The 22,944-nt window shown below is 63.5% G+C and carries 19 protein-coding genes and 1 other RNA gene; 15 read left to right on the forward strand and 5 right to left on the reverse strand.

Features of this window, described 5'->3' with window-relative positions:
- The first annotated feature begins 66 nt into the window (after positions 1-66).
- Positions 67-1,446 (forward strand): serine hydrolase, encoded by a 1,380-nt coding sequence (locus tag X742_RS168660; RefSeq protein WP_023769645.1) that lies wholly within the window; start codon positions 67-69, stop codon positions 1,444-1,446.
- Positions 1,447-1,882: 436 nt separating this feature from the next.
- Here X742_RS168660 and X742_RS168655 read toward each other — a convergent pair whose 3' ends face one another.
- From X742_RS168655 to X742_RS168645, 3 genes are read right to left on the reverse strand one after another with little or no spacing between them, the layout of a single operon-like run.
- The gene (locus X742_RS168655) at positions 1,883-2,566 is read right to left on the reverse strand and encodes a class I SAM-dependent methyltransferase (RefSeq protein ID WP_023769646.1); all 684 of its coding nucleotides are present in this window, start codon (positions 2,564-2,566) and stop codon (positions 1,883-1,885) included.
- Positions 2,563-3,861: a DUF3419 family protein gene (locus tag X742_RS168650; protein WP_031247573.1), complete on the reverse strand. Its 1,299-nt coding sequence runs from the start codon at positions 3,859-3,861 to the stop codon at positions 2,563-2,565. Before X742_RS168650 ends, X742_RS168655 begins: the two co-directional genes overlap by 4 nt.
- Positions 3,862-3,893: 32 nt before the next feature.
- Positions 3,894-7,526 carry a hydantoinase B/oxoprolinase family protein gene (locus tag X742_RS168645; RefSeq protein WP_023769648.1) on the reverse strand — a complete coding sequence of 1,211 codons (3,633 nt, stop codon included), beginning with the start codon at positions 7,524-7,526 and terminating at the stop codon, positions 3,894-3,896.
- A gap of 184 nt (positions 7,527-7,710) precedes the next feature.
- Between X742_RS168645 and X742_RS168640 the strand changes: the two genes are divergently transcribed.
- The 3 genes from X742_RS168640 (at position 7,711) to X742_RS168630 (ending at position 9,556) form a co-directional block, all read left to right on the forward strand.
- On the forward strand, positions 7,711-7,923 hold the full coding sequence (locus X742_RS168640) for a hypothetical protein (protein ID WP_023769649.1): 213 nt from the start codon (positions 7,711-7,713) through the stop codon (positions 7,921-7,923).
- 161 nt (positions 7,924-8,084) lie between these two features.
- Positions 8,085-8,804, forward strand: coding sequence for a DnaJ family molecular chaperone (locus tag X742_RS168635; protein WP_023769650.1), 720 nt, complete (start codon positions 8,085-8,087; stop codon positions 8,802-8,804).
- Positions 8,801-9,556 (forward strand): N-acetylmuramoyl-L-alanine amidase, encoded by a 756-nt coding sequence (locus X742_RS168630; protein WP_023769651.1) that lies wholly within the window; start codon positions 8,801-8,803, stop codon positions 9,554-9,556. Before X742_RS168635 ends, X742_RS168630 begins: the two co-directional genes overlap by 4 nt.
- 207 nt (positions 9,557-9,763) lie before the next feature.
- On the opposite strand, the gene X742_RS1000000175380 is transcribed toward X742_RS168630, so the two are convergent.
- Complete coding sequence (locus tag X742_RS1000000175380; RefSeq protein ID WP_245275480.1) at positions 9,764-9,982, reverse strand: hypothetical protein; 219 nt, start codon at positions 9,980-9,982, stop codon at positions 9,764-9,766.
- Between X742_RS1000000175380 and X742_RS168625 the strand changes: the two genes are divergently transcribed.
- Both X742_RS168625 and rnpB read left to right on the forward strand, forming a co-directional pair.
- Complete coding sequence (locus X742_RS168625) at positions 9,903-10,532, forward strand: transglycosylase SLT domain-containing protein (RefSeq protein WP_245275476.1); 630 nt, start codon at positions 9,903-9,905, stop codon at positions 10,530-10,532. The genes X742_RS1000000175380 and X742_RS168625 overlap by 80 nt on opposite strands.
- A 65-nt stretch (positions 10,533-10,597) precedes the next feature.
- Positions 10,598-10,997, forward strand: an RNA gene (gene rnpB, locus X742_RS1000000171425) — RNase P RNA component class A.
- A gap of 191 nt (positions 10,998-11,188) precedes the next feature.
- Here the strand turns inward: rnpB and X742_RS168620 are convergent.
- Positions 11,189-12,304, reverse strand: a complete 1,116-nt coding sequence (locus X742_RS168620) for a cystathionine gamma-lyase (RefSeq protein ID WP_023769655.1) — start codon at positions 12,302-12,304, stop codon at positions 11,189-11,191.
- Between the two features lie 409 nt (positions 12,305-12,713).
- Between X742_RS168620 and mraZ the strand changes: the two genes are divergently transcribed.
- Genes mraZ through ftsW form a run of 9 tightly spaced genes read left to right on the forward strand, consistent with a single transcriptional unit; the run spans position 12,714 to position 22,944 of the window.
- Positions 12,714-13,187, forward strand: coding sequence for a division/cell wall cluster transcriptional repressor MraZ (gene mraZ, locus X742_RS168615; RefSeq protein WP_023769656.1), 474 nt, complete (start codon positions 12,714-12,716; stop codon positions 13,185-13,187).
- The gene (gene rsmH / locus X742_RS168610; RefSeq protein ID WP_023769657.1) at positions 13,184-14,200 is read left to right on the forward strand and encodes a 16S rRNA (cytosine(1402)-N(4))-methyltransferase RsmH; all 1,017 of its coding nucleotides are present in this window, start codon (positions 13,184-13,186) and stop codon (positions 14,198-14,200) included. Before mraZ ends, rsmH begins: the two co-directional genes overlap by 4 nt.
- 4 nt (positions 14,201-14,204) lie before the next feature.
- Entirely contained in the window at positions 14,205-14,600 is a 396-nt protein-coding gene (locus X742_RS168605; RefSeq protein ID WP_023769658.1) for a hypothetical protein, read from the forward strand.
- Positions 14,597-16,321, forward strand: coding sequence for a penicillin-binding protein 2 (locus tag X742_RS168600; RefSeq protein ID WP_023769659.1), 1,725 nt, complete (start codon positions 14,597-14,599; stop codon positions 16,319-16,321). The genes X742_RS168605 and X742_RS168600 overlap by 4 nt, the downstream gene beginning before the upstream one ends.
- Before the next feature lie 54 nt (positions 16,322-16,375).
- A complete protein-coding gene (locus X742_RS168595) occupies positions 16,376-17,830 on the forward strand; it encodes a UDP-N-acetylmuramoyl-L-alanyl-D-glutamate--2,6-diaminopimelate ligase (RefSeq protein ID WP_023769660.1) in 1,455 nt (484 codons plus the stop codon).
- Complete coding sequence (locus tag X742_RS168590; protein ID WP_023769661.1) at positions 17,827-19,284, forward strand: UDP-N-acetylmuramoylalanyl-D-glutamyl-2,6-diaminopimelate--D-alanyl-D-alanine ligase; 1,458 nt, start codon at positions 17,827-17,829, stop codon at positions 19,282-19,284. Before X742_RS168595 ends, X742_RS168590 begins: the two co-directional genes overlap by 4 nt.
- 17 nt (positions 19,285-19,301) lie before the next feature.
- Positions 19,302-20,384 carry a phospho-N-acetylmuramoyl-pentapeptide-transferase gene (gene mraY, locus X742_RS168585; RefSeq protein ID WP_023769662.1) on the forward strand — a complete coding sequence of 361 codons (1,083 nt, stop codon included), beginning with the start codon at positions 19,302-19,304 and terminating at the stop codon, positions 20,382-20,384.
- Between the two features lie 8 nt (positions 20,385-20,392).
- Positions 20,393-21,793 (forward strand): UDP-N-acetylmuramoyl-L-alanine--D-glutamate ligase, encoded by a 1,401-nt coding sequence (gene murD / locus X742_RS168580; RefSeq protein ID WP_023769663.1) that lies wholly within the window; start codon positions 20,393-20,395, stop codon positions 21,791-21,793.
- Positions 21,793-22,944 carry a putative lipid II flippase FtsW gene (gene ftsW, locus X742_RS168575; RefSeq protein WP_015317209.1) on the forward strand — a complete coding sequence of 384 codons (1,152 nt, stop codon included), beginning with the start codon at positions 21,793-21,795 and terminating at the stop codon, positions 22,942-22,944. Before murD ends, ftsW begins: the two co-directional genes overlap by 1 nt.

A 22,944-nucleotide genomic window follows, 5' to 3' on the forward strand; every position in this document is an offset into this window, starting at 1 on the left:
ATTTTGCGGAAGCAATGGCGGCAATTCGATGACATAAACGTCAGGCGAATGCCTGGGAGGCAATGGATGCGGTTCGTCGTCAAGGTCGTCAAATGGCTTCTTGGCTTGATCGTGCTTGCAATCGCCGCGCTGTTTGCCTGGCTCTATATCGCGCCGCCGGAACTGATCCGCGTCGGCTCGGGCTATTCGGCCAAGATCGTCTGCTCCAACGTCTTCATCGCCGGCCGCGACGCCAACGAGGTGCTGGCCCTCGATGTGCAGGCGCCGGGCCACCCGCTGCTGCGCTTGATGCGGGTCTCGGTCGACAAGAACCGGGGGACGGTTTCGGCCGGCCTGCTCGGCTTCCTCGGCAAGAGCGAGGCGGTTGCCCGCGACGGGCTGGGCTGCGCCTCGGTTCCCGACGGCGATGTCGGCAAGGCGCGGCGCACGGCAATCCATGCCCCGCCATCGCCGACCAGTCAGGACGCGCTGTGGCCCGAGGGCGAGCGGGTCGATGCTTCGCAGAATCCCGAGGTCTCGAAGATTGTCGGGGACGCCGCGATGACCGGCACCGGCGTGCGCGCGGTCGTGGTGGTCAAGAACGGACGGGTCGTCGCTGAGCGCTATGGCGACGGCTTCTCCGAAAAGACGCCGCTGCTCGGCTGGTCGATGACCAAGACCGTCAACGCCGCCATCGTCGGCACGCTGGTCAAGGACGGCAAGATGGCGGTCACCAACAAGGGCCTGTTCACGCCATGGAAGGCCGACGGCCGCGCCGCGATCAGCCTTGCCGACATGATGGCGATGTCGAGCGGGCTGGAGTTCAACGAAGACTATGGTGACGTCGCCGATGTGACGCGCATGCTCTATCTCGAACCGGACATGGCGGGCTTTGCCGCAACCAAACCCCTCACCGGCGAGGTCGGCAAGACGTTTTCCTATTCAAGTGGCACGGCGGTGATGCTGTCGCGCCTCTGGCAGGACGCGATCGGCGACAGGGCCAAGGCATTGATGTGGCCGCGCATGGCGCTGTTCGATCCACTCGGCATGCATAGCGCGGTGCTCGAGACCGACGAGCAGGGCACTTTCGTCGGCTCGTCCTATCTCTACGCCACGGCGCATGACTGGGCCCGCTTCGGCCAGTTCCTGCTGCAGGGCGGTATATGGAACGGCAACCAAATCCTGCCGGTGGGCTTCGTCGACTGGATGCGCGAGCCGACATCCGCCTCGAAAGTCTACGGCAAGGGCCAGTTATGGATCGAAGCGCCGGGCGACGAGGAAAATCCCGGCGCCGGCGTCGCGGCCGGGCTGCCGAAGGACACTTATTGGATGGAGGGCCATGACGGACAGACCGTCGCCGTTATTCCGTCTGAGCAATTGGTGGTGGTGCGGCTCGGGCTAACGCCGGCCAAGTTCGGCTACCGTCCGCGGACGATGGTGGGTGCGCTGGTGAAGGCGCTGCATTAGCCCAATCGCTTATGACCCTAGCAGGCGTTGACCTGCCTGCAAGACCAGCCTCCGCCATCGGTATCGTGGCAGTCTTCGTAGTTCCCGTAACAGGTATTTGTTGAATTGCGATACCAGGGATAACCACCCGGGCAGCAGACATCCTGCTGCGCGGTCTGAAGGTATCGGTTCGCCGGCTGGCTTTGTCTTTCAGTATTGCCAGGGTGCGGAACGCTAAACCTGATTGGCATATCCAGGCTTGCATTGCTCATTGCGGACGAGCTCAAGAAAACCGTGCAAGCAACCAATGAAAGCATTCCCCGCGCACTCATGCTCTCCTCCTTGAGAGAAAATAGAGACCGCTAATATACCGGCTTTCATCCGTTGCGTCGATTGGCCCTGACCGGTAAAATTGCGGCGGGAAAACCGCTGAGCAGCTTTCCTGAGTGTCTGGCCGTCAAAGGCCAGGTTTGATCACGGCCAGCCAGGCATAGCCGCGATAAAGCGTACGAAAACGGAAGGTTGCGCCGGTTCGCCGCGATTCTGATTCAAGAACTTCGCGCAGGGTTGAGCGCGGCGCGACGTGGAATTTTTTCAGCCAGCCGCGCAGCAAGGTGCGGAACCAGCCTGGCAGACCTTCCTGCTGGCCGAAATCGACGAGGTGCAGCGAGCCCATGGGGGCCAGCGCGGCAAGTGCTGCCGATACGGTCTTCTCCCAGCCCGGGATCATCGACAGCGAATAGGATACGAAGATGCGGTCGAAGCTGCCTTGGCCAAACAGCGCTTTGGCGTTGAAATCCGTGGCATCACCTCTTGCCAGCGCTACGCGATCGGACAGGCCNTCGCGGGCAACCGCGGCGCCTGCCGTCTCCAGCATTTCGGCCGAAATATCGAGGCCGAAGAAGCGACCTTCTGGATAGGCGCGGGCGGCGAGGATGATATTGCGGCCGGTGCCGCAGCCGAGCTCCAGCACGGTGCCGCCGGGTGGCACGTCCAGCCCCTCGATCAATCGGTCGCGGCCAAGCAGATAGTATTTGCGGGTCAGGTCGTAGATGTGGCGCTGCCAGCGATAGACGCCGTCCATCAGTTCGGCATGGTTGGCCTGGAATTCGGGGCTGGCCGGCAGCTCGGTCGTGCTCATGCCGCGCACTTCACATAGAGGTGGAAACCGCCATAGATGGCGGAGCGGTCGCGGGCCGAGAATTCGCGCGAGGCATCACTCTCATAGGTCCACTGGTCGAGCAAAGAGGTCGAAACACGGCCCGGCAGCAGGCTGGGCTCGGCGGCGGTGCGGAAAATGACGCGAGCACCAGCCGAGGCGGTGCGGGTGATCTCCGACCACAGTGCATTGAGCTGGTCATCGGTCATCCAGTCCTGCGCGTCGAGCAGGATGAAGCGGTCGACGGCGCCGGCATCCTTGCCAGCGAGGAATTCGATCAGGTTGGCGTGATGGATGGCAACGCGGTCGATATTGCCGCGGATGGTGTCGTAGTTGTGCTTTTCCAGATAGGCGGGCAGGGCGGCCTCGCCTGGTTCCGGGTAGCGGCGAGCAAAGGCCTGCCAGGCGAAATAGTTGTTTTCCAAGGGGAAGTCGCAGGCAAGCTTTTCCAGCCGGGCCTTCAGCACGCTGGCCATGGTGCCGTCGCCGGAGGTGATCAGCGAATCATACTGCGCCGGCGGAATGCCGAGGCCGAACAGCGAAGCCTTGCGCGACGTTGCCCATTTCAGCAGCTTCCTCTCGAAGACTGGCGCGAGTTCCTCGTTGAAGAATCGGCGCTGTTCGCCGATATTTCTGGCTTCCATCATGCGGGCCGGGTTGACGCCGAAGAACTTCGCCGTGCGATGGCCCATGGCGATGAACAGGCCAAGCAGGCCGGTCTGGTAGAAATTGCGGTCGAAAACGCCAATGCGCCGGCGGCCGCGCAAGTTGCGGTGTTCCCAATAGTGGCGGCTGACCGCATCGAGATGCGGGGCGATGAAGCGGTCGTAGGCCTCGGAATTGTGACTGGTGTCGGCGGCGCCGAAGAAACGAAAGAGGTCGCCCTGCGAAGGCAGATGGCGGACCGCCTCCAGCTTCATCCGGTTCAGCGCGATGTGGGCGGCGTTGAGGTCGACGGCGTCGATCCGTGCCGGCGAGCGGGTAAGGTAGGCCAGGATGTTGCAGCCGCCGGAAGCGATGGTGACGACGCGATGACCTTGGCCAAGCTGCATCGCGTCCATGTCGACGTCAGGGTCTTCCCAGATCTGTGGATAAACGAGGCCGGAAAACAGGAAGGCGAACAGCCGCTCCGAGATGCCGGCTTTCGAAAGCGCGCGGTTCTGGTAGACCGCTTTTCCAACTTCCTTGCCGCGGCGAAAAACCAGATCCGAGGAGACGTCCGTCATGGCAAAGTGATTCCCCATTTGCTTTGCCGCAAGCGGGTAACCCAGGGTCATGACAGGCCGGTGACAGCCTGTTGACGTCTCCCTTACAGCTTGCCAAACCCGCCCGGCGTCGGCGTCGTCACGATGACGGCCTCGCCAGCGTCGAGCACGGTCTGGTCGCAGGCTTTCAGCACGTCGACCGTGCCGTCGTTGCGGCGGACCTTGGTCGAGCCGACCTCGCCGTCGCCGCCCCCATCCAGCCCTTGCGGCGGCCGGTTGCGGTGTGAGGAGAGGATGGCGCATTCCATTTTCTCCAGGAAGCGGATGGTGCGTCTGGTGCCGTCGCCGGCGTTCCATTTGCCCTTGCCGCCGGATCCCTGGCGAATGTGAAAATCCTCCAGCACCACGGGGAAGCGCAGTTCAAGCACCTCCGGATCGGTTAGGCGCGAATTGGTCATATGGGTGTGCACGCCGGAGGTGCCGCCAAAGCCGCGGCCGGAGTTCATATGGCCGGCCGGCGAGCCCGAACAGATGGTCTCGTAATATTGGTATTTCTTGTTGCCGAAAGTCAGGTTGTTCATCGTGCCTTGCGCATTGGCCATCGCCCCCATGGCGCCGAACAGCGCATTGGTTACGTGCTGCGAGGTCTCGACATTGCCGGCGACGACGGCGGCAGGGTAGGCCGGCTTCAGCATACAGCCGTCGGGAATGACGATGTTGATCGGCCTGAGGCAGCCGGCGTTCATCGGGATCATGTCCTCGACCATGACGCGGAAGGCGTAGAGCACGGCGGCCCGAGCGACCGGTTCGGGCGCGTTGAAATTGTTCTTCATGACAGGCGACGTGCCGGTGAAGTCGACGGTCGCCTCGCGCTTTTGCCGGTCGACCGTGATCTTCACCTTGATGACCTGGCCGGTATCGGTCGGATATTCATATTCCGACGTGTCCGGCAGCCGCTCCAGCACGCGGCGCACGCTCTCGGCGGCATTGTCCTGGACATGGCCCATATAGGCCTCGACGACGTCGAGTCCGAAATGGGAGACCATCTTGCGCAGTTCGGCGACGCCCTTCTCGTTGGCGGCAATCTGTGCCTTGAGGTCGGCGATGTTCTGGTGCGGGTTGCGGGCGGGGTAGCGATGATCGGTGAGCAGCGTATGCAACTCCGTCTCGCGGAATTTTCCACGGTCGACGATACGGAAGTTGTCGAACAGAACGCCTTCCTCGTCGACCGTGGTGGCGAGCGGCGTCATCGAGCCCGGGGCGGTGCCGCCAATGTCGGCATGGTGGCCGCGCGAGGCCGCCCAGAAGAGGATGTTTTTCCTGATGTCGTCGAACACCGGTGTCACCACGGTGATGTCGGGTAGATGCGTGCCGCCATTATAGGGGGCATTCAAGGCAAAGACGTCCCCGGGATGGATGTCGCTGGAGTTCAGCCGGATGATGGTTTCGACCGAACGATCCATGGAGCCGAGATGCACCGGCATGTGCGGCGCATTGGCGACCAGCGCCCCGGTGTGGTCGAACACAGCGCAGGAAAAATCCAGCCGTTCCTTGATGTTGACGGAATAGGCGGTGTTCTGCAGCGTCACCCCCATCTGCTCGGCGATCGACATGAAGAGATTGTTGAAGATTTCGAGCATCACCGGATCGGCTTGCGTGCCCAGGGCAGCGGCGCGCGTTTTCTTTTCCGTGCGGCGTATGACGACGTGATTGAGGTCGGTGATTTCGGCCCGCCAGCCCGGCTCGACGACGATGGTCTGGTTCGGCTCGATGATCAAAGCGGGGCCGGCGACCAGATTGGACGGTCCCAGGGTCTCGCGACGGTAGACGCCAGCGTCATGCCACTGGCCCTCCGTGTAGATACGCCGGGTTTCGGAAGCGGCTGGATGGATCGTTGCCGGTCCGGCAGGCGCATGGGCCTCGGCGCTGGTCTGGCCGGTTTCGGTGCCCTCGACGCCGACGGTCTCGACCATCATCGGTTTGGCGTCATAGACGAAACCGAATTGCGCTTTGTGGGCGATTTCGAAATCGCGCTTTGCCTGGAAAATCGAATCGTTCTCAAAATTCACCGGGAGGGTCGTGTCGGTGCCGTCATAGCGAATGTGCAGCACCGGCCTGGTGGCAACCGCGGCCTCGGCGATGCCTTGCGCCGCCAGCTCCGCGATAACGGCCTTTTTCAAGGTGGCGATGAGGTCGCCAATCTCCGTTATGGACTCTTCGGCGAGCGGCTTGAGCAGCGCCTGCTGGCGCGAGGCGAACACCGAGGCCAGCCCGATGCCATAGGCCGAAAGCAGGCCGGAGAAGGGATGGATCAGCACGGCCTCCATGCCAAGCGCGTCCGCGACCAGGCACGCGTGCTGTCCGCCGGCGCCGCCGAAGCAGTTCAGGAGATATTCGGTGATGTCGTAGCCGCGCTGCACGGAAATCTTCTTGATCGCATTGGCCATGTTCTCGACCGCGATGGTGACGAAGCCCTCGGCGACCGATTCGGGCGGCCGGCCATCGCCGATCTCGGTGGCAAGTGCCGCGAATTTCGCACGCACGGTTTCCGCGTCGAGCGGTGCGCCCTGGCGGGAACCGAAGATCGACGGGAAGAAATCAGGCTGCAGCTTGCCGAGCATCACATTGGCATCGGTCACCGCCAGCGGGCCGCCTCGCCGGTAGGCGGCGGGGCCGGGATTGGCGCCCGCGGAGGCCGGTCCGACGCGGAAACGGCCGGCCTCGTAGTGCAGGATCGAGCCGCCGCCGGCGGCGACCGTGTGGATGCGCATCATCGGCGCGCGGACGCGCACACCAGCCACTTCGGTGTCGAAGGCCCGTTCATACTCGCCGTCATAGTGGGCGACGTCGGTGGACGTGCCGCCCATGTCGAAGCCGATGACCTTGTCGAAACCGGCGAGCTTCGCCGTCTCGACCATGCCGACCACGCCGCCGGCCGGGCCCGACAGCAGTGCGTCCTTGCCCTGGAACATGTCGGCGGCGGTGAGCCCGCCAGAAGACATCATGAACATCAGGCGGGGGAATCCGTTGTTTTCTCTCGCCGCACCCAGCTCTCCCGCCACCCTTTGCACATAGCGGGAGAGGATTGGTGACAGATAGGCGTCGACCACCGCGGTGTCGCCGCGGCCGACCAGCTTGATCAACGGCGAGACCTCGTGGCTGACCGAGACCTGGCCGAAACCAAGCTTGCGGCAGACCTTGGCCACCGCCTTCTCGTGATCGGGGTATTTCCAGGCATGCATGAAGACGATCGCCACCGCGTCGATGCCATCCGCTTTCGCTTGTTCCATGGCCAGCCGGCAGGCTGATATGTCGAGCAGCCGTTCGACGCAGCCGTCGGCGAGCACGCGCTCGTCGACCTCGATGACGCGCTCATAAAGCTGTTCGGGAAGGATGATCTCCTTGGCGAAAATGTCCGGTCGCGCCTGGTACGCAATCCCTAGCGCATCGCGAAACCCCTTGGTGATGAGCAACAACACGCGGTCGCCCTTGCGCTCCAGGAGGGCGTTGGTCGCCACCGTCGTGCCCATCTTGATGTCGCCGATCAGGCTGGACGGGATCGCGGCGGCCGCTTCAAGGTCGAGCAGGTCGCGGATGCCCTGAATGGCCGCATCGGCATAGGCTTCAGGATTCTCCGATAGCAACTTGCGCGGATGCAGCCCGCCTTGCGGGTCGCGGCCGATAATATCGGTGAAGGTGCCGCCGCGATCGATCCAGAAATCCCATTTCGCGGTCATGCGGCTGTCTCCGGTATTTCGTTTCCGGAGTCGTTGTTAAAGCGCCGAAGCGCCGGCAGCAATGTCGCCTGCATGCCATTGATGTTACAGGCGGAAACGGAACGTTATGAAACCCGTGGCCGTCCAGAGCATTTCTCCTTCGACCGTTCACCGCAACGTGAACGTGTGTTGAAGGAGAGACGTAATGAAAAAGCTCATTCTTGCTTCGGTGTCCGCCCTTGCCCTGCTGGGTGTCGCGGCCTGCAGCGACAGCGGCAAAGGCACTGACAACACCACAACGCAGAGCACCAATCCGCCGGTTGCCGAGCAGCCGATGAAGCCTGCGGCCCCGGCCGATAATTCGACCAAGCCTGCCGAGCCGGCTCCGGCAACGCCCGCTCCTGCGCCCGCGCAGTAGTTTGTAAGCAGTAAGTGTCTTGGGAGGAAGGCCGGCTTCATGCCGGCCTTTTCTCGTGGAGACCGCGCTCGGGACCGTCGATCGTCTCTGGTCAGGGGCCCGAAAAAGAGAGGCCGTTAATGGCTTGATAGCGGGGACCGGTTGGCTCTATGAAGCTGGCCATGTCGATTTGGGATCGCCTCGGCGACTTCATCACGCGGGTTTCGTCGTCAACCACATCAGGCGTCGCCGACGTGGTCGAAGCTGTGCGCACGGTTTTCTCCGGCGATGCAGACCTGCGCCGCCGCATTGCCTTCTCTGTGGCGATGATCGCGCTGTCGGCCAAGATGGCCAAGGCAGATGGCATCGTCACCCAGGATGAGGTGCGCGCCTTCCAGGAAATCTTCGAAGTGCCGCCGAAGGAGACGCGCAACGTCGCGCGGCTGTTCGATCTGGCCCAGCGGGACGTCGCCGGTTTCGAAACCTATGCCGAGCGCATGGCGCAGCTCTGCGGCTCCGGGCACTCCAATTGCGTGATGCTGGAAGACATACTCGACGGCCTGTTCCACATCGCCAAGGCCGATGGGCTGGTGCATGAGCGCGAAGGCATCTTCCTGCACCGTATCGCCGAGATCTTCCGTATCGACGAGACGCACTACGAATCGATCATGGCGCGGCACGTCAATCTTGGTGCCGGCGACCCCTATCTCGTCCTCGGCATCGAGCGGGGCAAGCCGTTCGAGGAGGTCAGGAAACGCTATCGCAAGCTGGTGTCGGACAACCACCCGGATAGGCTGATCGCGCGCGGGCTGCCGCAGGAATTCATCAAGATCGCGACGACCAGGGTCGCGGCGATCAACGCCGCCTACGAGATGATCGAGCGGGGCCTGCGGCACGCATGAGCGGCTTCCTGCCCGATGAGCCGAACGCCGAGGTCAGGGTATCGCCGAATTTCGGGCCAAGGCGCGATGCGCAGAAGCCCGACATGATTGTGCTGCACTACACGGGCATGGCAACCGGGGCTGGGGCCGAAGCCTGGCTGTGCGACCCGGCGAGTGAAGTCTCGTCGCATTATCTCGTCCACGAGAATGGTCACATCGTGCAGATGGTCCGGGAAAGCGATCGCGCGTGGCACGCCGGCCAGAGTTCCTGGTTCGGACGCACCGACATCAATTCCTGCTCGATCGGCATCGAAATCGTCAATCCCGGCCATTCACTCGGCTATCCCGGCTTTCCGAAACGTCAGATCGCGGTGGTCATCGAGCTGTGCAAGGGGATTGCCGCGCGGCACGCGATCGCCGCCGAGCGGGTGCTGGCGCACTCCGACGTGGCGCCGGGGCGCAAGATCGATCCCGGCGAGAAGTTCCCCTGGGCGGCACTGTTCGAGGCTGGCGTCGGCCATCTGGTGCCGGCCGCTCCCGTCAGGCGCGGAGCCGCGCTGAAGCCCGGTGACCGCGGTGCCGATGTGGAGACGCTGCAGTCGATGCTGTCGCTTTATGGCTATGGCGTCGAGATATCGGGCGTTTTCGACGACCGGACACGAATTGTCGTCGAGGCCTTTCAACGGCATTTTCGACCGCGCCGGATCGATGGAATCGCCGACGGCTCGACGATGCGCACGCTGCAGAAACTGCTTGCTTCCGTGAGGAATTGACCTCAGGTCAAGAGCCGGTCCAAGTAATCCTTCCCGGTCATAAAGTTACAAACTGTCACTGAAAGTGACTTGCCTCGCCTTCATTGACGCCAAATCGGGCTTCAAAGGGCGTTTCGTACAGTTTGTCGGACATCCATCCCCCGGGTGTTCCGATATTGATCAAGCGATGCCACGCGAACATCTTCGCGTGGCCCCAACAGAACAGGATCACATGCAGAAATTGACCGGTTTAACGGCAGCTCTTGCTGCCGGGGTAATGAGTTTTGCCTTCAGTGCGGCAGACGCCGCGCCGTTAAGTCCACGGGCCGACCAGGGTCTCGTCGCGGCATCCGCCAAAGGCAAGGCCATTTCGGCCAAAAGCAGCAAGAGTGCGAAGGCGACGACGAAGCAGGCTTCCGCGAAAGTGGAAAAGGCAAGCTGGGCCAAGGCAAGTGGGACCAAGGCAAGTGGGACCAAGGCTAGTTGGACCAAAGCAGGGAAATCCTCCGTCCAGAGGCAGGCAAAGCGCGGCCGCAAAACCGTGGACATGACGACGACGGCATCGATCGGTCTCGGCAACGTCGCTGCGGCGACCGAGGCGGTGACGAGCGGCGGCCAGTATTCCGCGATTGTCGGCCGATACGCGGCGACCTACGGGGTTCCGGCGTCGCTGGCCCAGGCCGTGATCAAGATCGAGAGCAACTACCGGCCGAACATGGTCGGCGGCGCCGGCGAGATCGGACTGATGCAGATCAAGCCGGCAACCGCGCGCATGATGGGTTACAGCGGGTCGGCCAAGGGCCTGTTCGATCCCGACACCAACATCAAATACGGCATGAAGTATCTCGCCATGGCGCGCGACCTCGGCGGCGGCACGACCTGCGGCACCATCCTGAAATACAATGCCGGCCATGGCGCCACCCGCATGAACCCGGTTTCGGCGGCCTATTGCAGTAAGGTCAAGGTTCAGTTGGCGGCTGTCGGCGCACCGGCTTGATAAGAACCGACCACGACTGGCTTTTTCGGTTGCGTTTTGCGGTGTTAACCCCTTTATACGCCCTGCCAGCTGGCCGGGCGGCCGCACCCGCAAACGCCGAAAGGCCGCGGGTGAGGAAAGTCCGGGCTCCATGGAAACACGGTGCCGGTTAATGGCCGGCGGGGGCGACCCCAGGGAAAGTGCCACAGAAAGCAAACCGCCACGACTTTGTCGGGGTAAGGGTGAAAGGGTGGGGTAAGAGCCCACCGCGCGACTGGCAACAGGAGCGGCACGGCAAACCCCACCGGGAGCAAGACCGAATAGGGGCGGTGCGAGGGGAAACCCTCGAGGGCTGTTTCCGGCCCACCGTCCGGGTAGGTTGCGTGAGGCGCATGGCAACATGCGCCCAAGATGAATGGCCGCCACGTTCTCGCGTCGCAAGGGGCGAGGGCCATACAAAACCCGGCTTACAGGCCAGCTGGCAGTTTCTCTCCACGACATCTGGGATTAAGCCTTTGGTACCGGAAGGTTGCGCCATAGCGCCCGGCATACGCCATCTGATTGTCGGCGAATATCTCACCTTGGATCGGGCCCGCGGCGACGCAATCGAAATATTTCGCGTGCTGCACGGCCATCGCAACATCGAAGCCGACGACCTCGGGTCGTGATCAGCCCGTTCAGTCGCTGATCCTGTCCAGCGAGGCCTCGATCGCCTTCCAGAGTTCTTCCACCGGCTCACAACCGACCGACAGGCGAACGAAGCCAGCCGGAACCGCGTCACCTCGCTTCAAGCGCCGTTCGGCCGAGCTGTGGACGCCGCCGAAGGAGGTTGCGGCCTGCATCAGGTCGCAATTGTTGATGAAGTCCTCGGCTTTCTGCTCCGAAGCAAGTTCGAAGGAGATGAGGAAGCCGAAGCGCTCCATCTGGGCGCGGGCAAGATTGTGCGAGGGATCGCCTTCCAGGCCGGGATAGCGCAAGCCGTTGATCGCCCGATGGCCTTGCAGGCGCCGCGCGATCACTTCCGCCGACGAACACATGCGGTCGAAGCGCACATCCAATGTTTCCAGGCCGCGATGCACCAGCCAGGCTTCGAACGGCCCGGGGATGCTGCCCGAGACCTCGCGCCAGCCGGTCACGGCTGCGATGATATCCGCATTGCGGCTGGCAACATGTCCGAACAGCACGTCGGAATGGCCATTGGGTGCCTTGGTGTCGGCGGCGACAACGATATCGGCACCGTGATCGAGAGGACGCTGGCCGAACGGCGTCATCGTCGTGTTGTCGACCACCAGCAGCGCGCCGGCCTTGTGGACGGCATCGGCGACAGCGGCGATATCGCAGATGTCCAGCCCCGGATTGGCCGGCGTTTCGACGAACGCCAGGCGGTAGCCCGCAAAACCGCCGTCGAGGAAAGTCGATGTCGGCCGCACATCGTAGGAGACGCCGAGCGGTTTCAGGAAGCGATCAGCCAGCGCCCTGGTGGTGTGATAGCCGTCCGAAGGCAGCAGGACATGGTCGCCGGCCTTGAGCACGGCAAAGAATGCCGCCGAGATCGCTGCCATTCCCGAGGGAAAACCGACGCAGGGCGCGTCTTCCAAATGGGACAACATGTGTTCGACGGCATCCCATGTCGGGTTGCTGAAACGGCCGTACTGATTGAAGCCGGTGGCATCGCCCGGCGCATGAAAGATGGCGGCCATGGTCAGTGGCAGGGGAATGGAATCGCCCATGGCAAACCCGCTGCGACGCAAATGGGGAAGGGCCGCGGCGCGCGATTTGGCAGTTTCAGACATCGAGTTTCAAATCCCTTGGCGATCGGTGAGATGGGGGAGACGCTATGCCCGGCCGCGGCTCGCGGCAAGGCATCTCCACTTGGACCAGCGAGGCTCTAAACGGTTCGTTAGGCTTAATAGACCATAAAGACGAAACGTGCCGTCACAGCCTTTCTCACGGGCGTGATGCGCATGGTTGCGAAGCCCTATTCCCGTTGACGCCCATAGTGCCCCATGATATCCCATTTCGACATCAAAGCCTTCGTTCCGCGTCAGGGTAAAGCGTACGCCAATCGGGCAGCCGCGGCGGCTGCGCGTTTGCAGATTTTCGCCCGTGTGGACGGGGTTGGTGCGGGGCAGACGCAGCGCTGCGGTGGCGCGTACGACACGATGAAGAGGGGTGCGGCTGCGCAGGCGGCCGCAACGTGTGATGGACCGGTTTCTGTCGAACACGGTGAGCAGGATCGATGTGAAGGGGCGGGTGTCCGTGCCGGCGCATTTCCGTGCCGTGGTGCAGAAGCGCGGCTATTCGGAACTCTACGCGTTGCGTTGCCTGGACCTGCCTTCGATGGATGTCGGCGGGCTCGATCTGCTCGACCGCTACGAGCAACGCATCGCGCAGGAAGACCCGTTCCTGCGGACCGCGGACGACATGTCGTTCTTCTGCCATGGCGACGGAGCGTTCCTGAAACTCGACCAGGACGGCCGCATCACCATGACCGATTTCATTCGCGAACATACCGGCATTTCCGCGGAGGTGGCCTTTGTCGGGCGCGGCAATTTCTTTCAGATATGGGAGCCGGGACGGCTAGCGACCTATGGGGCGCAGGCGCGTGCCAGGCTTTTGCAGCTTCGGCAGGGGACGAAGGCTCACGAGGCCAAGGCCGGGGAGCGACCGGAATGACGGTGGACCACGGCGATGATGTCAACGCCGTTGGCGGATCGGTCCGCCACATTCCGGTCCTGCTTGGCGAAGTGCTGGAAGCGCTGGCGCCGGCGGAGGGCGACATCGTCATCGACGGCACGTTCGGCGCCGGCGGCTACACCAAGGCCATCCTGGCGACGGGCGCGTCCGTGATTGCCATCGACCGCGATCCAGATGCGATCGCGGCCGGGCGCGACCTCGAGGCGCAATCCGGCGGCCGGCTGAAGCTGGTGCAGGCGCCATTCTCGACGCTCGACGACAAGGTAGAAAGCGCCGATGGCGTCGTGCTCGACATCGGCGTTTCCTCCATGCAACTCGACCAGGCCGAGCGTGGCTTTTCCTTCCGCAGCGACGGACCGCTCGACATGCGCATGGCGCAGGCGGGCCTGAGTGCTGCCGATGTCGTCAACAGTTTCAAGCCGGGCGACCTTGCCCGCATCTTCGGCTTCCTCGGCGAAGAGCGTCACGCCGGCCGCATCGCCCGCATGATCGAGGCGCGCCGGGAAAAACGGCCATTCGAGCGCACGCTGGAACTCGCTGATGCGATCGAAACCCATATCGGACGCGCGCCGAAGGACAAGATTCATCCGGCGACCCGCGTCTTCCAGGCGCTACGCATCTTCGTCAATGACGAGCTCGGCGAACTGGCCAGGGCGCTGTTCGCGGCCGAACGCGTGCTGAAGCCTGGTGGACGGCTCGCCGTGGTGACGTTCCATTCACTGGAAGACCGTATCGTCAAGCGCTTCATCGCCGACCGCGCCGACGCCATGACCGGCTCGCGCCACATGCCGGAGGCGCAGGCGCGCACCGCGACATTCCGCAAGGCTGGTGGCGGGGTGACCGCAGGCGACGCCGAGGTTGCGGCCAACCCACGCGCCCGCTCGGCCAGGCTGCGTGCCGCGATCCGCACCGAGGCTCCGGCGCGGGGCGACGATTTTTCGATTTTCGGCCTTCCAAAGCTTCCCGGCATCGACCGGCCGGGGGAGAGGTAAGCACGTGTTTCGTACCAGCGACATAGTCCTGATCGCCGTCATGGTTTCGGCGGCCGCCCTGACCTACAAGGCCAAGCGCGAGGCCGAGGACCAGTTGGCGGCCGTGCAGAAGATCCACGCTGAGATACGTTACGAGGAGGACACGATCGACCTGCTCAAAGCCGACTGGAGCCTGCTCACCCAGCCGTCGCGCCTGCAGAAGCTGGCCGAACTCTATAAAGCGCAGCTCGCGCTGGAGCCGGTCAGTGCCCGCCAGATCGTGGGCCTGGGCGACCTGCCGGCCAAGGCCCTCGATATCCAGGACATCCTGAACGGGCGCCAGGGCGCCATGGCCGACAATTCCGACAAGGCGCCTTCAGGCGACAAGGATCCCGTCGTGACCGGAGATATTGCCCAATGATCGGCAAACTGCTGAAGCGCTTCGCGTCGGTAAGCCGCGCCAGGACGGGCGAGGAAAGATCGATCGTGGTCGAAGGCGCCCGCAAGGCCACTGGCGGCAAGGGCAAGGCGCGCATCGTGATGACGATGGCGGTGTTCTTCGGCATCTTCTCGACCATATCGGGGCGGCTGGTCTATCTCGGTTTCCAGACACCCGACCTGTCGGGCGGCCCGCAGAGCCGGGTGACCGCCTCGCGGCCTGACATTGTCGACCGCAACGGCGAAGTGCTGGCCACCGACATCAAGACGGCGTCGCTGTTCGCCGAGCCGCGCCGCATCGTCGATGCCGACGAGGCGATCGAGAAGCTGTCGACGGTGCTGCCCGAAATCGACTACGAGCAGACCTATCACAAGCTGAAGAGCGGCGCCGGCTTCGTCTGGCTGCAGCGGCAGCTGACGCCCAAGCAGCAGGCCGACATCATGCAGCTCGGCATTCCCGGTTTTGGCTTCCGCACCGAAAAGCGCCGTTTCTATCCAAGCGGCGAAACCTCGTCCTACGTTGTCGGCCTGACCAACATCGACAACCAGGGCATCTCCGGCATGGAGAAATATATCGATGAGCAGGGCCTGAGCGACCTGCAGGCGTCGGGCCTGGCGGTGGCGAAGGATCTCAGGCCGGTGAAGCTTTCGATCGACCTGCGCATCCAGCATGTGGTGCGCGACGAGATCGCCGCCGGCCTGGAACGCTATCGCGCCATGGGCGCGGGCGCTGTCGTGCTCAACGTCAAGACCGGCGAAGTGGTGGCCATGGCCTCGGTGCCGGATTTCGATCCGAACAACCCCTACAATGCGCAGGACAAGGACCGGCTCAACCGGATGTCGGCTGGGCTCTATGAAATGGGCTCGACATTCAAGAGCTTCACCTCGGCCATGGCGCTTGATTCCGGCAAGGCGACGATGTCGAGCCGCTTCGACGCTTCGCATCCAATCCGCGTCGGCCACCAGGCCATCCACGATTTCCACGGCAAGAACCGTGTGCTGTCGTTGCCCGAGGTGTTCCTCTATTCGTCCAACATCGGATCGGCCAGGGAAGCAGAGCTGGTCGGCATCGAGGCGCACCGCGAATTCCTGCATCGCCTCGGCATCCTGGAGAAGATGCAGACCGAACTGCCTGAAGTCGCCCGCCCGACCGAACCGAAAGTCTGGAAGCAGGTCAATTCGTTCACCATCGCCTTTGGCCATGGCGTGTCGACGACGCCGCTGCAAGCGGCTGTCGGCTGCGCGGCGCTGGTCAATGGCGGCTTCCTTATGCAGCCGACATTCCTGGTCCGCAGCCAAGAGGACGCGATGGCGGCGGCCAAGAAAGTGGTTGCCGAAAAGACTGTCGAGGGCATGCGCTACCTCTATTCGCTCAACGCCGAGAAGGGTTCGGCCAGAAACGCCCGCGTTCCCGGCTACCGCGTCGGCGGCAAGACCGGCACGGCCGAGAAGGTCATCAACGGCCGTTACTCGAAGGAGTTGAATTTCAACACCTTTGTCGCCGCCTTTCCGATGGACGATCCGCAATATCTGGTGTTCACGATCGCCGACGCCCCGCATCCGGAAAAGCCTGGGATGACCGACGTCGCTGCCAACAATGCCGGGGTTATGGCCGGCAATATCATCAGGCGTTCAGCGGCCATGCTTGGCGTGAAGCCAGATTTCAGCCATGAAAATGGTGCAACGCTGGTTTCCTATCAGTGATTCTTAGGGCGCGCCGGCAACTGCGCGCTATTTTGTTGCGGTGAACGGGACTCGATGAAGCTCAAAGATTTAGCCGGTATCCTGCCAGTCGAAGGAACAGCTTCCGCCGATCTGGAGGTTACCGGCATCTCGTCCGATTCCCGTCAGGTAAAACCGGGCGTCGTCTTTTTCGCGCTTGCCGGAACCAAGGCCGATGGCGCGAGCTACGCCGCCGACGCGGCCCGGCGTGGCGCCGCCATGATCGTGGTCGGCAAGCGCAGCGCCTTTGCCGATTTGCCGGTTCCGGTGCTGGCGGTCGATGACCCGCGCCTAGCGCTGGCGTTGAGTGCCGCCCGCTACTTCGGCAAACAGCCGCAAACCATGGTCGCGGTTACCGGCACCAGCGGCAAAACCTCGGTCGCCGCCTTCACCAGGCAGATTTGGGAACAGGCGGGATACGCCGCCGCCTCGATCGGGACCACTGGCGTGGTCGCGCCCGGCCGCAACGAATATGGTTCGCTGACGACACCCGATCCGGTCGCCCTGCACCGGTTGCTCACGGAATTGGCCGATGCCGGCGTTACCCACGCCTCCATGGAGGCCTCCAGCCACGGGCTCGACCAGCGCCGCCTCGATGGGGTGAAGCTCTCGGCCGGGGGCTTCACCAATCTCGGCCGCGACCACATGGATTACCATCCGACGATCGAGGATTATCATCGCGCCAAATTGCGCCTGTTCGATACGCTGCTGCCGAAGGGCGCCCCCGCCATCGTCTTCGCCGACGATCCGTGGTCCGAACCGACGATAAAGGCAGCGCGGGCCGCCGGGCTCGACGTGCTGACGGTCGGCCGCCATGGCGATTTCCTCAGGCTGAAGCGGGTCGAGCATGAGCGTCATCGCCAGCGTGCCGAGGTCGAGGCCGACGGTGTGATCCACGAGATCGACCTGCCGCTCGCTGGCGATTTCCAGATTGCGAATGCGCTGGTTTCGGCGGGGCTTGCCATTTCCACTGGAATGCCTGTCACCAAAGCCTTGGCGGCATTGCAGAAATTGAAAGGCGCGCCGGGCCGGCTCGATCTCGTCGGCACCACGGCGAGCGGCGCGCCGGTCTATGTCGATTACGCACACAAGCCCGACGCGCTCGAAAATGTGCTGGCCTCGGTGCGTCCGTTCACCACCGGCCGTGTCATGGTCGTCTTCGGCTGCGGCGGCGACCGCGATCGTGGCAAACGACCTATCATGGGCGAGATCGCGACACGGCTTGCCGATGTCGTCATCGTCACCGACGACAATCCGCGCTCGGAAGTGCCCGAAACCATCCGCGCCGCCATTCTTGAGGCCGCGCCCGGCGCCATGGAGATCGGCGACCGGCGCAAGGCTATCCACGAGGCTGTCGCCATGCTGCATGCCGGCGACACACTGATCGTGGCCGGCAAGGGCCATGAGGAAGGCCAGACGATCGGCTCGGAAACCCTGCATTTCTCCGACCACGAGGAAGTGCGCAGCGCGCTCCGGGGGCATGCCGCATGAGCTTGCTGTGGACGTCGGAAGCGCTGGTTGCCGCCACGGACGGGCGGCCGCTCGGCCCCATGCCCGAAGGCATATCGGGCATTTCGATCGATAGCCGCAGCCTGCAGCCGGGCGACGCTTTCTTTGCCATCAAGGGCGAGGCGATGGACGGCCATGACTTCGTCACCGCGGCCATCAAGGCCGGCGCCGGCGTGCTGGTGGTGGCAGAAGGCAAGCTGCCCTCACTTGGTCGGTTGACCGCGCCGATCATTGTCGTCGACGACGTCCTGGTCGCGCTGGAAAAGCTCGGTGTCGCGGCACGCGCCCGCTCGCAAGCCAAGATCGTCGCGGTGACCGGCTCGGCGGGCAAGACCACGACCAAGGAGGCGCTGCGCCACGTGCTTTCGGCCGTCGGCAAGGTGCATGCCTCGGCGCAGTCCTTCAACAATCATTGGGGTGTCCCGCTGACCTTGGCGCGCATGCCCGCCGATTGCGATTATGCCGTGTTCGAGATCGGCATGAACCACCCCAACGAGATCCGGCCGCTGGTGAAGATGGTGCGGCCGCATGTCGCCATCGTCACCATGATCGCGGCCGCGCATCTTGGCTTCTTCCGCAACCTGGACGAGATCGCCAAGGCCAAGGCCGAGATTTTCGAGGGCCTTGAGCCCGATGGTGCTGCCGTACTCAACCGCGACGACGCGCGTTTCAAGCTGCTGGACAGGATGGCACGGGCTGCCGGCGTCGAGCATATCCTTGGCTTCGGCGAGAATGCGCGCTCGACCTTCAAGCTGGTCAAGTGTGAGTTGCATGCCGACCATTCCGACATCGCCGCCAGGATCAGCGGCCACGATATGATCGCCCGTATCGGCGCGCCCGGCCGGCACATGGTGCAGAACGTGCTGGCGGTGCTCGGCGCCGCGCATCTGGTTGGCGCCGATCTCGACAAGGTTGCATTGGCGCTGGCCGATCTTTCGGCCGAGCGCGGGCGCGGCAAGCGCCACGTGCTAAGGCATCCCGGGAGCCCGATTTCGGGCCAGGCCGGTGGTTCGATCACGCTGATCGACGAGAGCTACAACGCCAATCCGGCCTCGATGGCAGCGGCGATGGCGCTGCTCAACGCGACGCCGGTGACGGGCGAGGGCAGGCGCATCGCCGTGCTTGGCGACATGCTCGAACTCGGCGATCACTCGGCCAAGCTGCATGCCGCGCTTGCCGATCTCATCGTCGGCACGGGGACGCGGACAGTCTTTCTCGGCGGCCCGGAAATGCGGTCGCTGGCGGAAGCGCTGCCGGACGATATCAGGACGGAATACCGCTCCGGTGTCGAGGAGTTGAAGCCGGTGCTGCTCGCCGCGCTGAAGCCGGGCGACGTGGTGATGATCAAATCGTCGAAGGGCATCGGTTTTGCAAAACTGGTCGATGCGCTGCTGGGCAAATTCCCGGCTGAAACGACAACAAGCAACCAGACCTAGTCGGGGGACGAAAGCGCATGTTCACACTGCTGGTCGATTTCGCGGACAAGGTCTCTGTCTTCAATGTCTTCCGCTACATCACGTTCCGCACCGGCGGGGCGCTGATCACCTCCGCGCTGATCGTCTTCATCTTCGGGCCGACCATCATCAATTCGCTGCGGCTCAGGCAAGGCAAGGGCCAACCGATCCGGGCCGACGGGCCGCAGACCCATTTCAAGAAGGCAGGCACGCCGACCATGGGTGGACTGATGATCCTGTCCGGTATCATCGGCTCGTCGCTTTTGTGGGCGAACCTGTCCAGCATCTATGTCTGGGTGGTGCTTTTGGTGACGCTCGGCTTCGGCTCGATCGGCTTTTATGACGACTATCTGAAAGTGACGAAGCAGTCGCATCTCGGCTTCTCCGGCAAGGCGCGGCTTGCGTTGGAGTTCGCTATCGCCGGCATCGCCGCCTGGGCGATCATGCACAATGGCCAGGCGCCATTCTCGTCGTCGCTGACGTTCCCCTTCGCCAAGGAATTCATCATCAACCTGGGCTGGTTCTTCGTTCCGTTCTCCTGCTTCGTCATCGTCGGCGCCGGCAATGCGGTGAACCTGACCGATGGCCTCGACGGCCTGGCGATCGTGCCGATCATGATCGCGGCGGCGTCCTTTGGCGTTATCGCCTATCTCTCGGGCAACGCGGTTTTCGCCGAATATCTGCAGATCCATTTCGTGCCCGGCACAGGTGAACTGGCGGTCGTGCTTGGCGCGGTCATCGGCGCCGGCCTCGGCTTCCTCTGGTTCAACGCGCCGCCCGCGGCGATCTTCATGGGCGACACCGGATCGCTGGCCATGGGCGGCCTGATCGGCACGGTCGCCGTCGCCACCAAGCACGAGATCGTGCTCGTCATCGTCGGCGGCCTGTTCGTGGTCGAGATTCTCTCGGTCATCATCCAGGTCGGCTACTTCAAGATGACCGGCAAGCGCGTGTTCCTGATGGCGCCTATCCACCATCATTTCGAAAAGCTCGGCTGGACCGAAAGCCAGGTGGTGATCCGCTTCTGGATCATCGCCGTCATCCTGGCGCTGGTCGGTCTTTCCACCCTCAAGCTCAGATAGGCCGCCACTTGATCCCCGCCGCATCCTTCGCAGGCAAGCGTGTATCGCTCTTCGGGCTCGGCGGCTCGGGGATCGCCACGGCGCGCGCGCTGATCGAGGGCGGAGCCGAGGTGCTGGCCTGGGACGACAATCCCGGCAGCGTCGCCAAGGCGGCCGCGACCGGCATCGCCACCGGCGATTTGCGTAGCGCCGACTGGGCCGGTTTTTCCGCCTTCGTGCTGTCGCCCGGCGTGCCGCTGACCCATCCCAAGCCGCACTGGAGCGTGGAATTGGCGCGCGGGGCCGGCGTTGAGATCATCGGCGATATCGAGCTGTTCTGCAGGGAACGGATGCAGCGTGCGCCGGATGCTCCCTTCATCGCCATCACCGGCACCAACGGGAAGTCGACGACGACGGCGCTGACGGCGCATATCCTTCAAGCCTCCGGGCGCGACACGCAGATGGGTGGCAATATCGGTCGTGCCGTGATGACGCTCGATCCGCCGAAGCCCGGCCGGCAGTATGTAGTCGAATGCTCGTCCTACCAGATCGACCTTGCGCCGTCGATCAATCCGACGGCGGGCATCCTGCTCAATCTGACGCCCGACCATCTCGACCGCCACGGCACCATGCAGCACTACGCATCCATCAAGGAGCGGCTGGTGGCGGGCAGCGAGACGGCGATCATCGGGATCGACGATTCCTGGTGCGCGCAGATCGCCGATCGGCTGGAGCGGGCAGGGCGGCAGGTCGTCCGCATTTCCAAGCGCCTGCCGCTGACCGACGGCTATTTCGCCGACAGCACCAATCTGATGGAAGCCGTGCACGGCCGCTACAGCCGGGTTGCCTTCCTCGAAGGCATTGGCTCGCTGCGTGGTCAGCACAATGCGCAAAACGCGTTGGCCGCCGTCGCGGCTTGCCTCAAGGTCGGGCTCAACCTTGGCGAGATCCAGTCTGGGTTGGAAAGCTTCCCGGGTCTGGCGCACCGCATGGAGCAGGTTGGCCGCAAGGACCATGTGCTGTTCGTCAACGATTCCAAGGCGACCAATGCCGATGCCGCCGCACCCGCGCTGTCCAGCTTCAATCGCATCTATTGGATCGCCGGCGGCCTGCCCAAGGAAGGCGGCATCGAGCCGCTACGCGGTTTCTTCCCGCGCATCGCCAAGGCCTATCTGATCGGCGAGGCGGCGCCCGCCTTTTCGGCGACGCTCGGCGAGGCCGTGCCCTACGAGATCTCGGGCACGCTGGCGGCGGCGGTCGAGCATGCCGCGCATGACGCGGCCAAGGACGACAGTGGCGAGGCGGTGGTGCTGTTGTCGCCGGCCTGCGCCAGTTTCGACCAGTTCAAGAATTTCGAGGTCCGTGGCGAAGCCTTCAGGCAAGCTGCGAGCGCTATGGATGGCGTCAAACCCATCGGAGGGGCACGATAATGCAGAGCCGTCTCGACAAAAGTCCGGTCGCAACCTGGTGGTGGACCATAGATCGCTGGTTTCTGGCGGCGTTTCTGTCGCTGATGGGGCTCGGCATCGTGTTGTCCTTCGCGGCAAGTCCCGCGGTGGCCGAACGCATCGGCCTCGACAGTTTCCATTTCGCCACCCGGCAGATCATCTTCACCGTGCCTGCGCTCGGCGTGATGCTGGCGGTCTCCTTCCTCGATTCCAGGCAGATCCGGCGCATGTCGCTGATCATGCTGTGTCTCATGCTGGTGCTCATGGTGGCGGTGCTCTATGTCGGCGTCGAGGTGAAGGGCGCGCGGCGCTGGGTGTCGCTCGCCGGCCTGTCCATCCAGCCGTCCGAGTTCCTGAAGCCGGCCTTCGTCATCATGTGCGCGTGGCTGTTCGCCGAGCACAAGCGCCAGCCCGACATTCCGGGCAATCTGTTCGCCATGCTGCTCCTGGTGCTGGTCGTGTCGCTGCTGGTGGCGCAGCCGGATCTCGGACAGACCATGCTGACCACCGGCACCTGGGGCATCATGTTCTTCATGGCGGGGCTGCCATGGCTTTGGATCATCGTGCTGGGCGCCGCCGGCGTCGGCGGTGTCTTCGCCGCCTATACGGTGTTTCCGCACGTCGCGCTGCGCATCGACAAGTTTCTCACCGGCGAGGGCGACACGTTCCAGGTCGACATGGGCCGCGATGCGCTGATCAATGGCGGCTGGTTCGGTGTCGGGCCGGGCGAGGGCACGGTCAAGCGTGTCATCCCCGACAGCCATGCCGACTTCGTCTTCTCGGTCGCGGGCGAGGAGTTCGGGCTGATCATGTGCTTCTTCATCATGTCGATCTTCGCCTTCATCGTGCTGCGCGGTCTCAACACGGCGCTCAAGGAGCATGACGACTTCACCCGTTATGCGGTCGGCGGTCTGGTCACCGTGTTCGGCCTGCAGGCCGTGATCAACATGTGCGTCAACCTGCAACTGGTGCCGGCAAAGGGCATGACGCTGCCCTTCATCTCCTATGGCGGCTCCTCGCAGATCGCCATCGCCATCTCAATGGGGATGGTGCTGGCGCTGACGCGCAAGCGGCCGGAAAAGCGCAAGCAGATGGGCTTTACCCTGCCGCAGCGCGCGATGCCGGCGGAGTGA

It is taken from the genome of Mesorhizobium sp. LNHC229A00 (genome assembly GCF_000502415.1).
GTDB lineage: Bacteria > Pseudomonadota > Alphaproteobacteria > Rhizobiales > Rhizobiaceae > Mesorhizobium.

Excerpts from the sequence above, each read along its gene's own strand:
- X742_RS168600 (WP_023769659.1), top strand. The coding sequence starts at position 14,597 with ATGATCGGCAAACTGCTGAAGCGCTTCGCGTCGGTAAGCCGCGCCAGG.
- X742_RS168590 (WP_023769661.1), top strand. The coding sequence starts at position 17,827 with ATGAGCTTGCTGTGGACGTCGGAAGCGCTGGTTGCCGCCACGGACGGG.
- X742_RS168635 (WP_023769650.1), top strand. The coding sequence starts at position 8,085 with ATGTCGATTTGGGATCGCCTCGGCGACTTCATCACGCGGGTTTCGTCG.
- X742_RS168660 (WP_023769645.1), top strand. The coding sequence starts at position 67 with ATGCGGTTCGTCGTCAAGGTCGTCAAATGGCTTCTTGGCTTGATCGTG.
- rsmH (WP_023769657.1), top strand. The coding sequence starts at position 13,184 with ATGACGGTGGACCACGGCGATGATGTCAACGCCGTTGGCGGATCGGTC.
- X742_RS168595 (WP_023769660.1), top strand. The coding sequence starts at position 16,376 with ATGAAGCTCAAAGATTTAGCCGGTATCCTGCCAGTCGAAGGAACAGCT.
- X742_RS168630 (WP_023769651.1), top strand. The coding sequence starts at position 8,801 with ATGAGCGGCTTCCTGCCCGATGAGCCGAACGCCGAGGTCAGGGTATCG.
- mraZ (WP_023769656.1), top strand. The coding sequence starts at position 12,714 with ATGGACCGGTTTCTGTCGAACACGGTGAGCAGGATCGATGTGAAGGGG.
- ftsW (WP_015317209.1), top strand. The coding sequence starts at position 21,793 with ATGCAGAGCCGTCTCGACAAAAGTCCGGTCGCAACCTGGTGGTGGACC.
- X742_RS168650 (WP_031247573.1), bottom strand. The coding sequence starts at position 3,861 with ATGACCCTGGGTTACCCGCTTGCGGCAAAGCAAATGGGGAATCACTTT.
- mraY (WP_023769662.1), top strand. The coding sequence starts at position 19,302 with ATGTTCACACTGCTGGTCGATTTCGCGGACAAGGTCTCTGTCTTCAAT.
- X742_RS168620 (WP_023769655.1), bottom strand. The coding sequence starts at position 12,304 with ATGTCTGAAACTGCCAAATCGCGCGCCGCGGCCCTTCCCCATTTGCGT.
- X742_RS168640 (WP_023769649.1), top strand. The coding sequence starts at position 7,711 with ATGAAAAAGCTCATTCTTGCTTCGGTGTCCGCCCTTGCCCTGCTGGGT.
- X742_RS168645 (WP_023769648.1), bottom strand. The coding sequence starts at position 7,526 with ATGACCGCGAAATGGGATTTCTGGATCGATCGCGGCGGCACCTTCACC.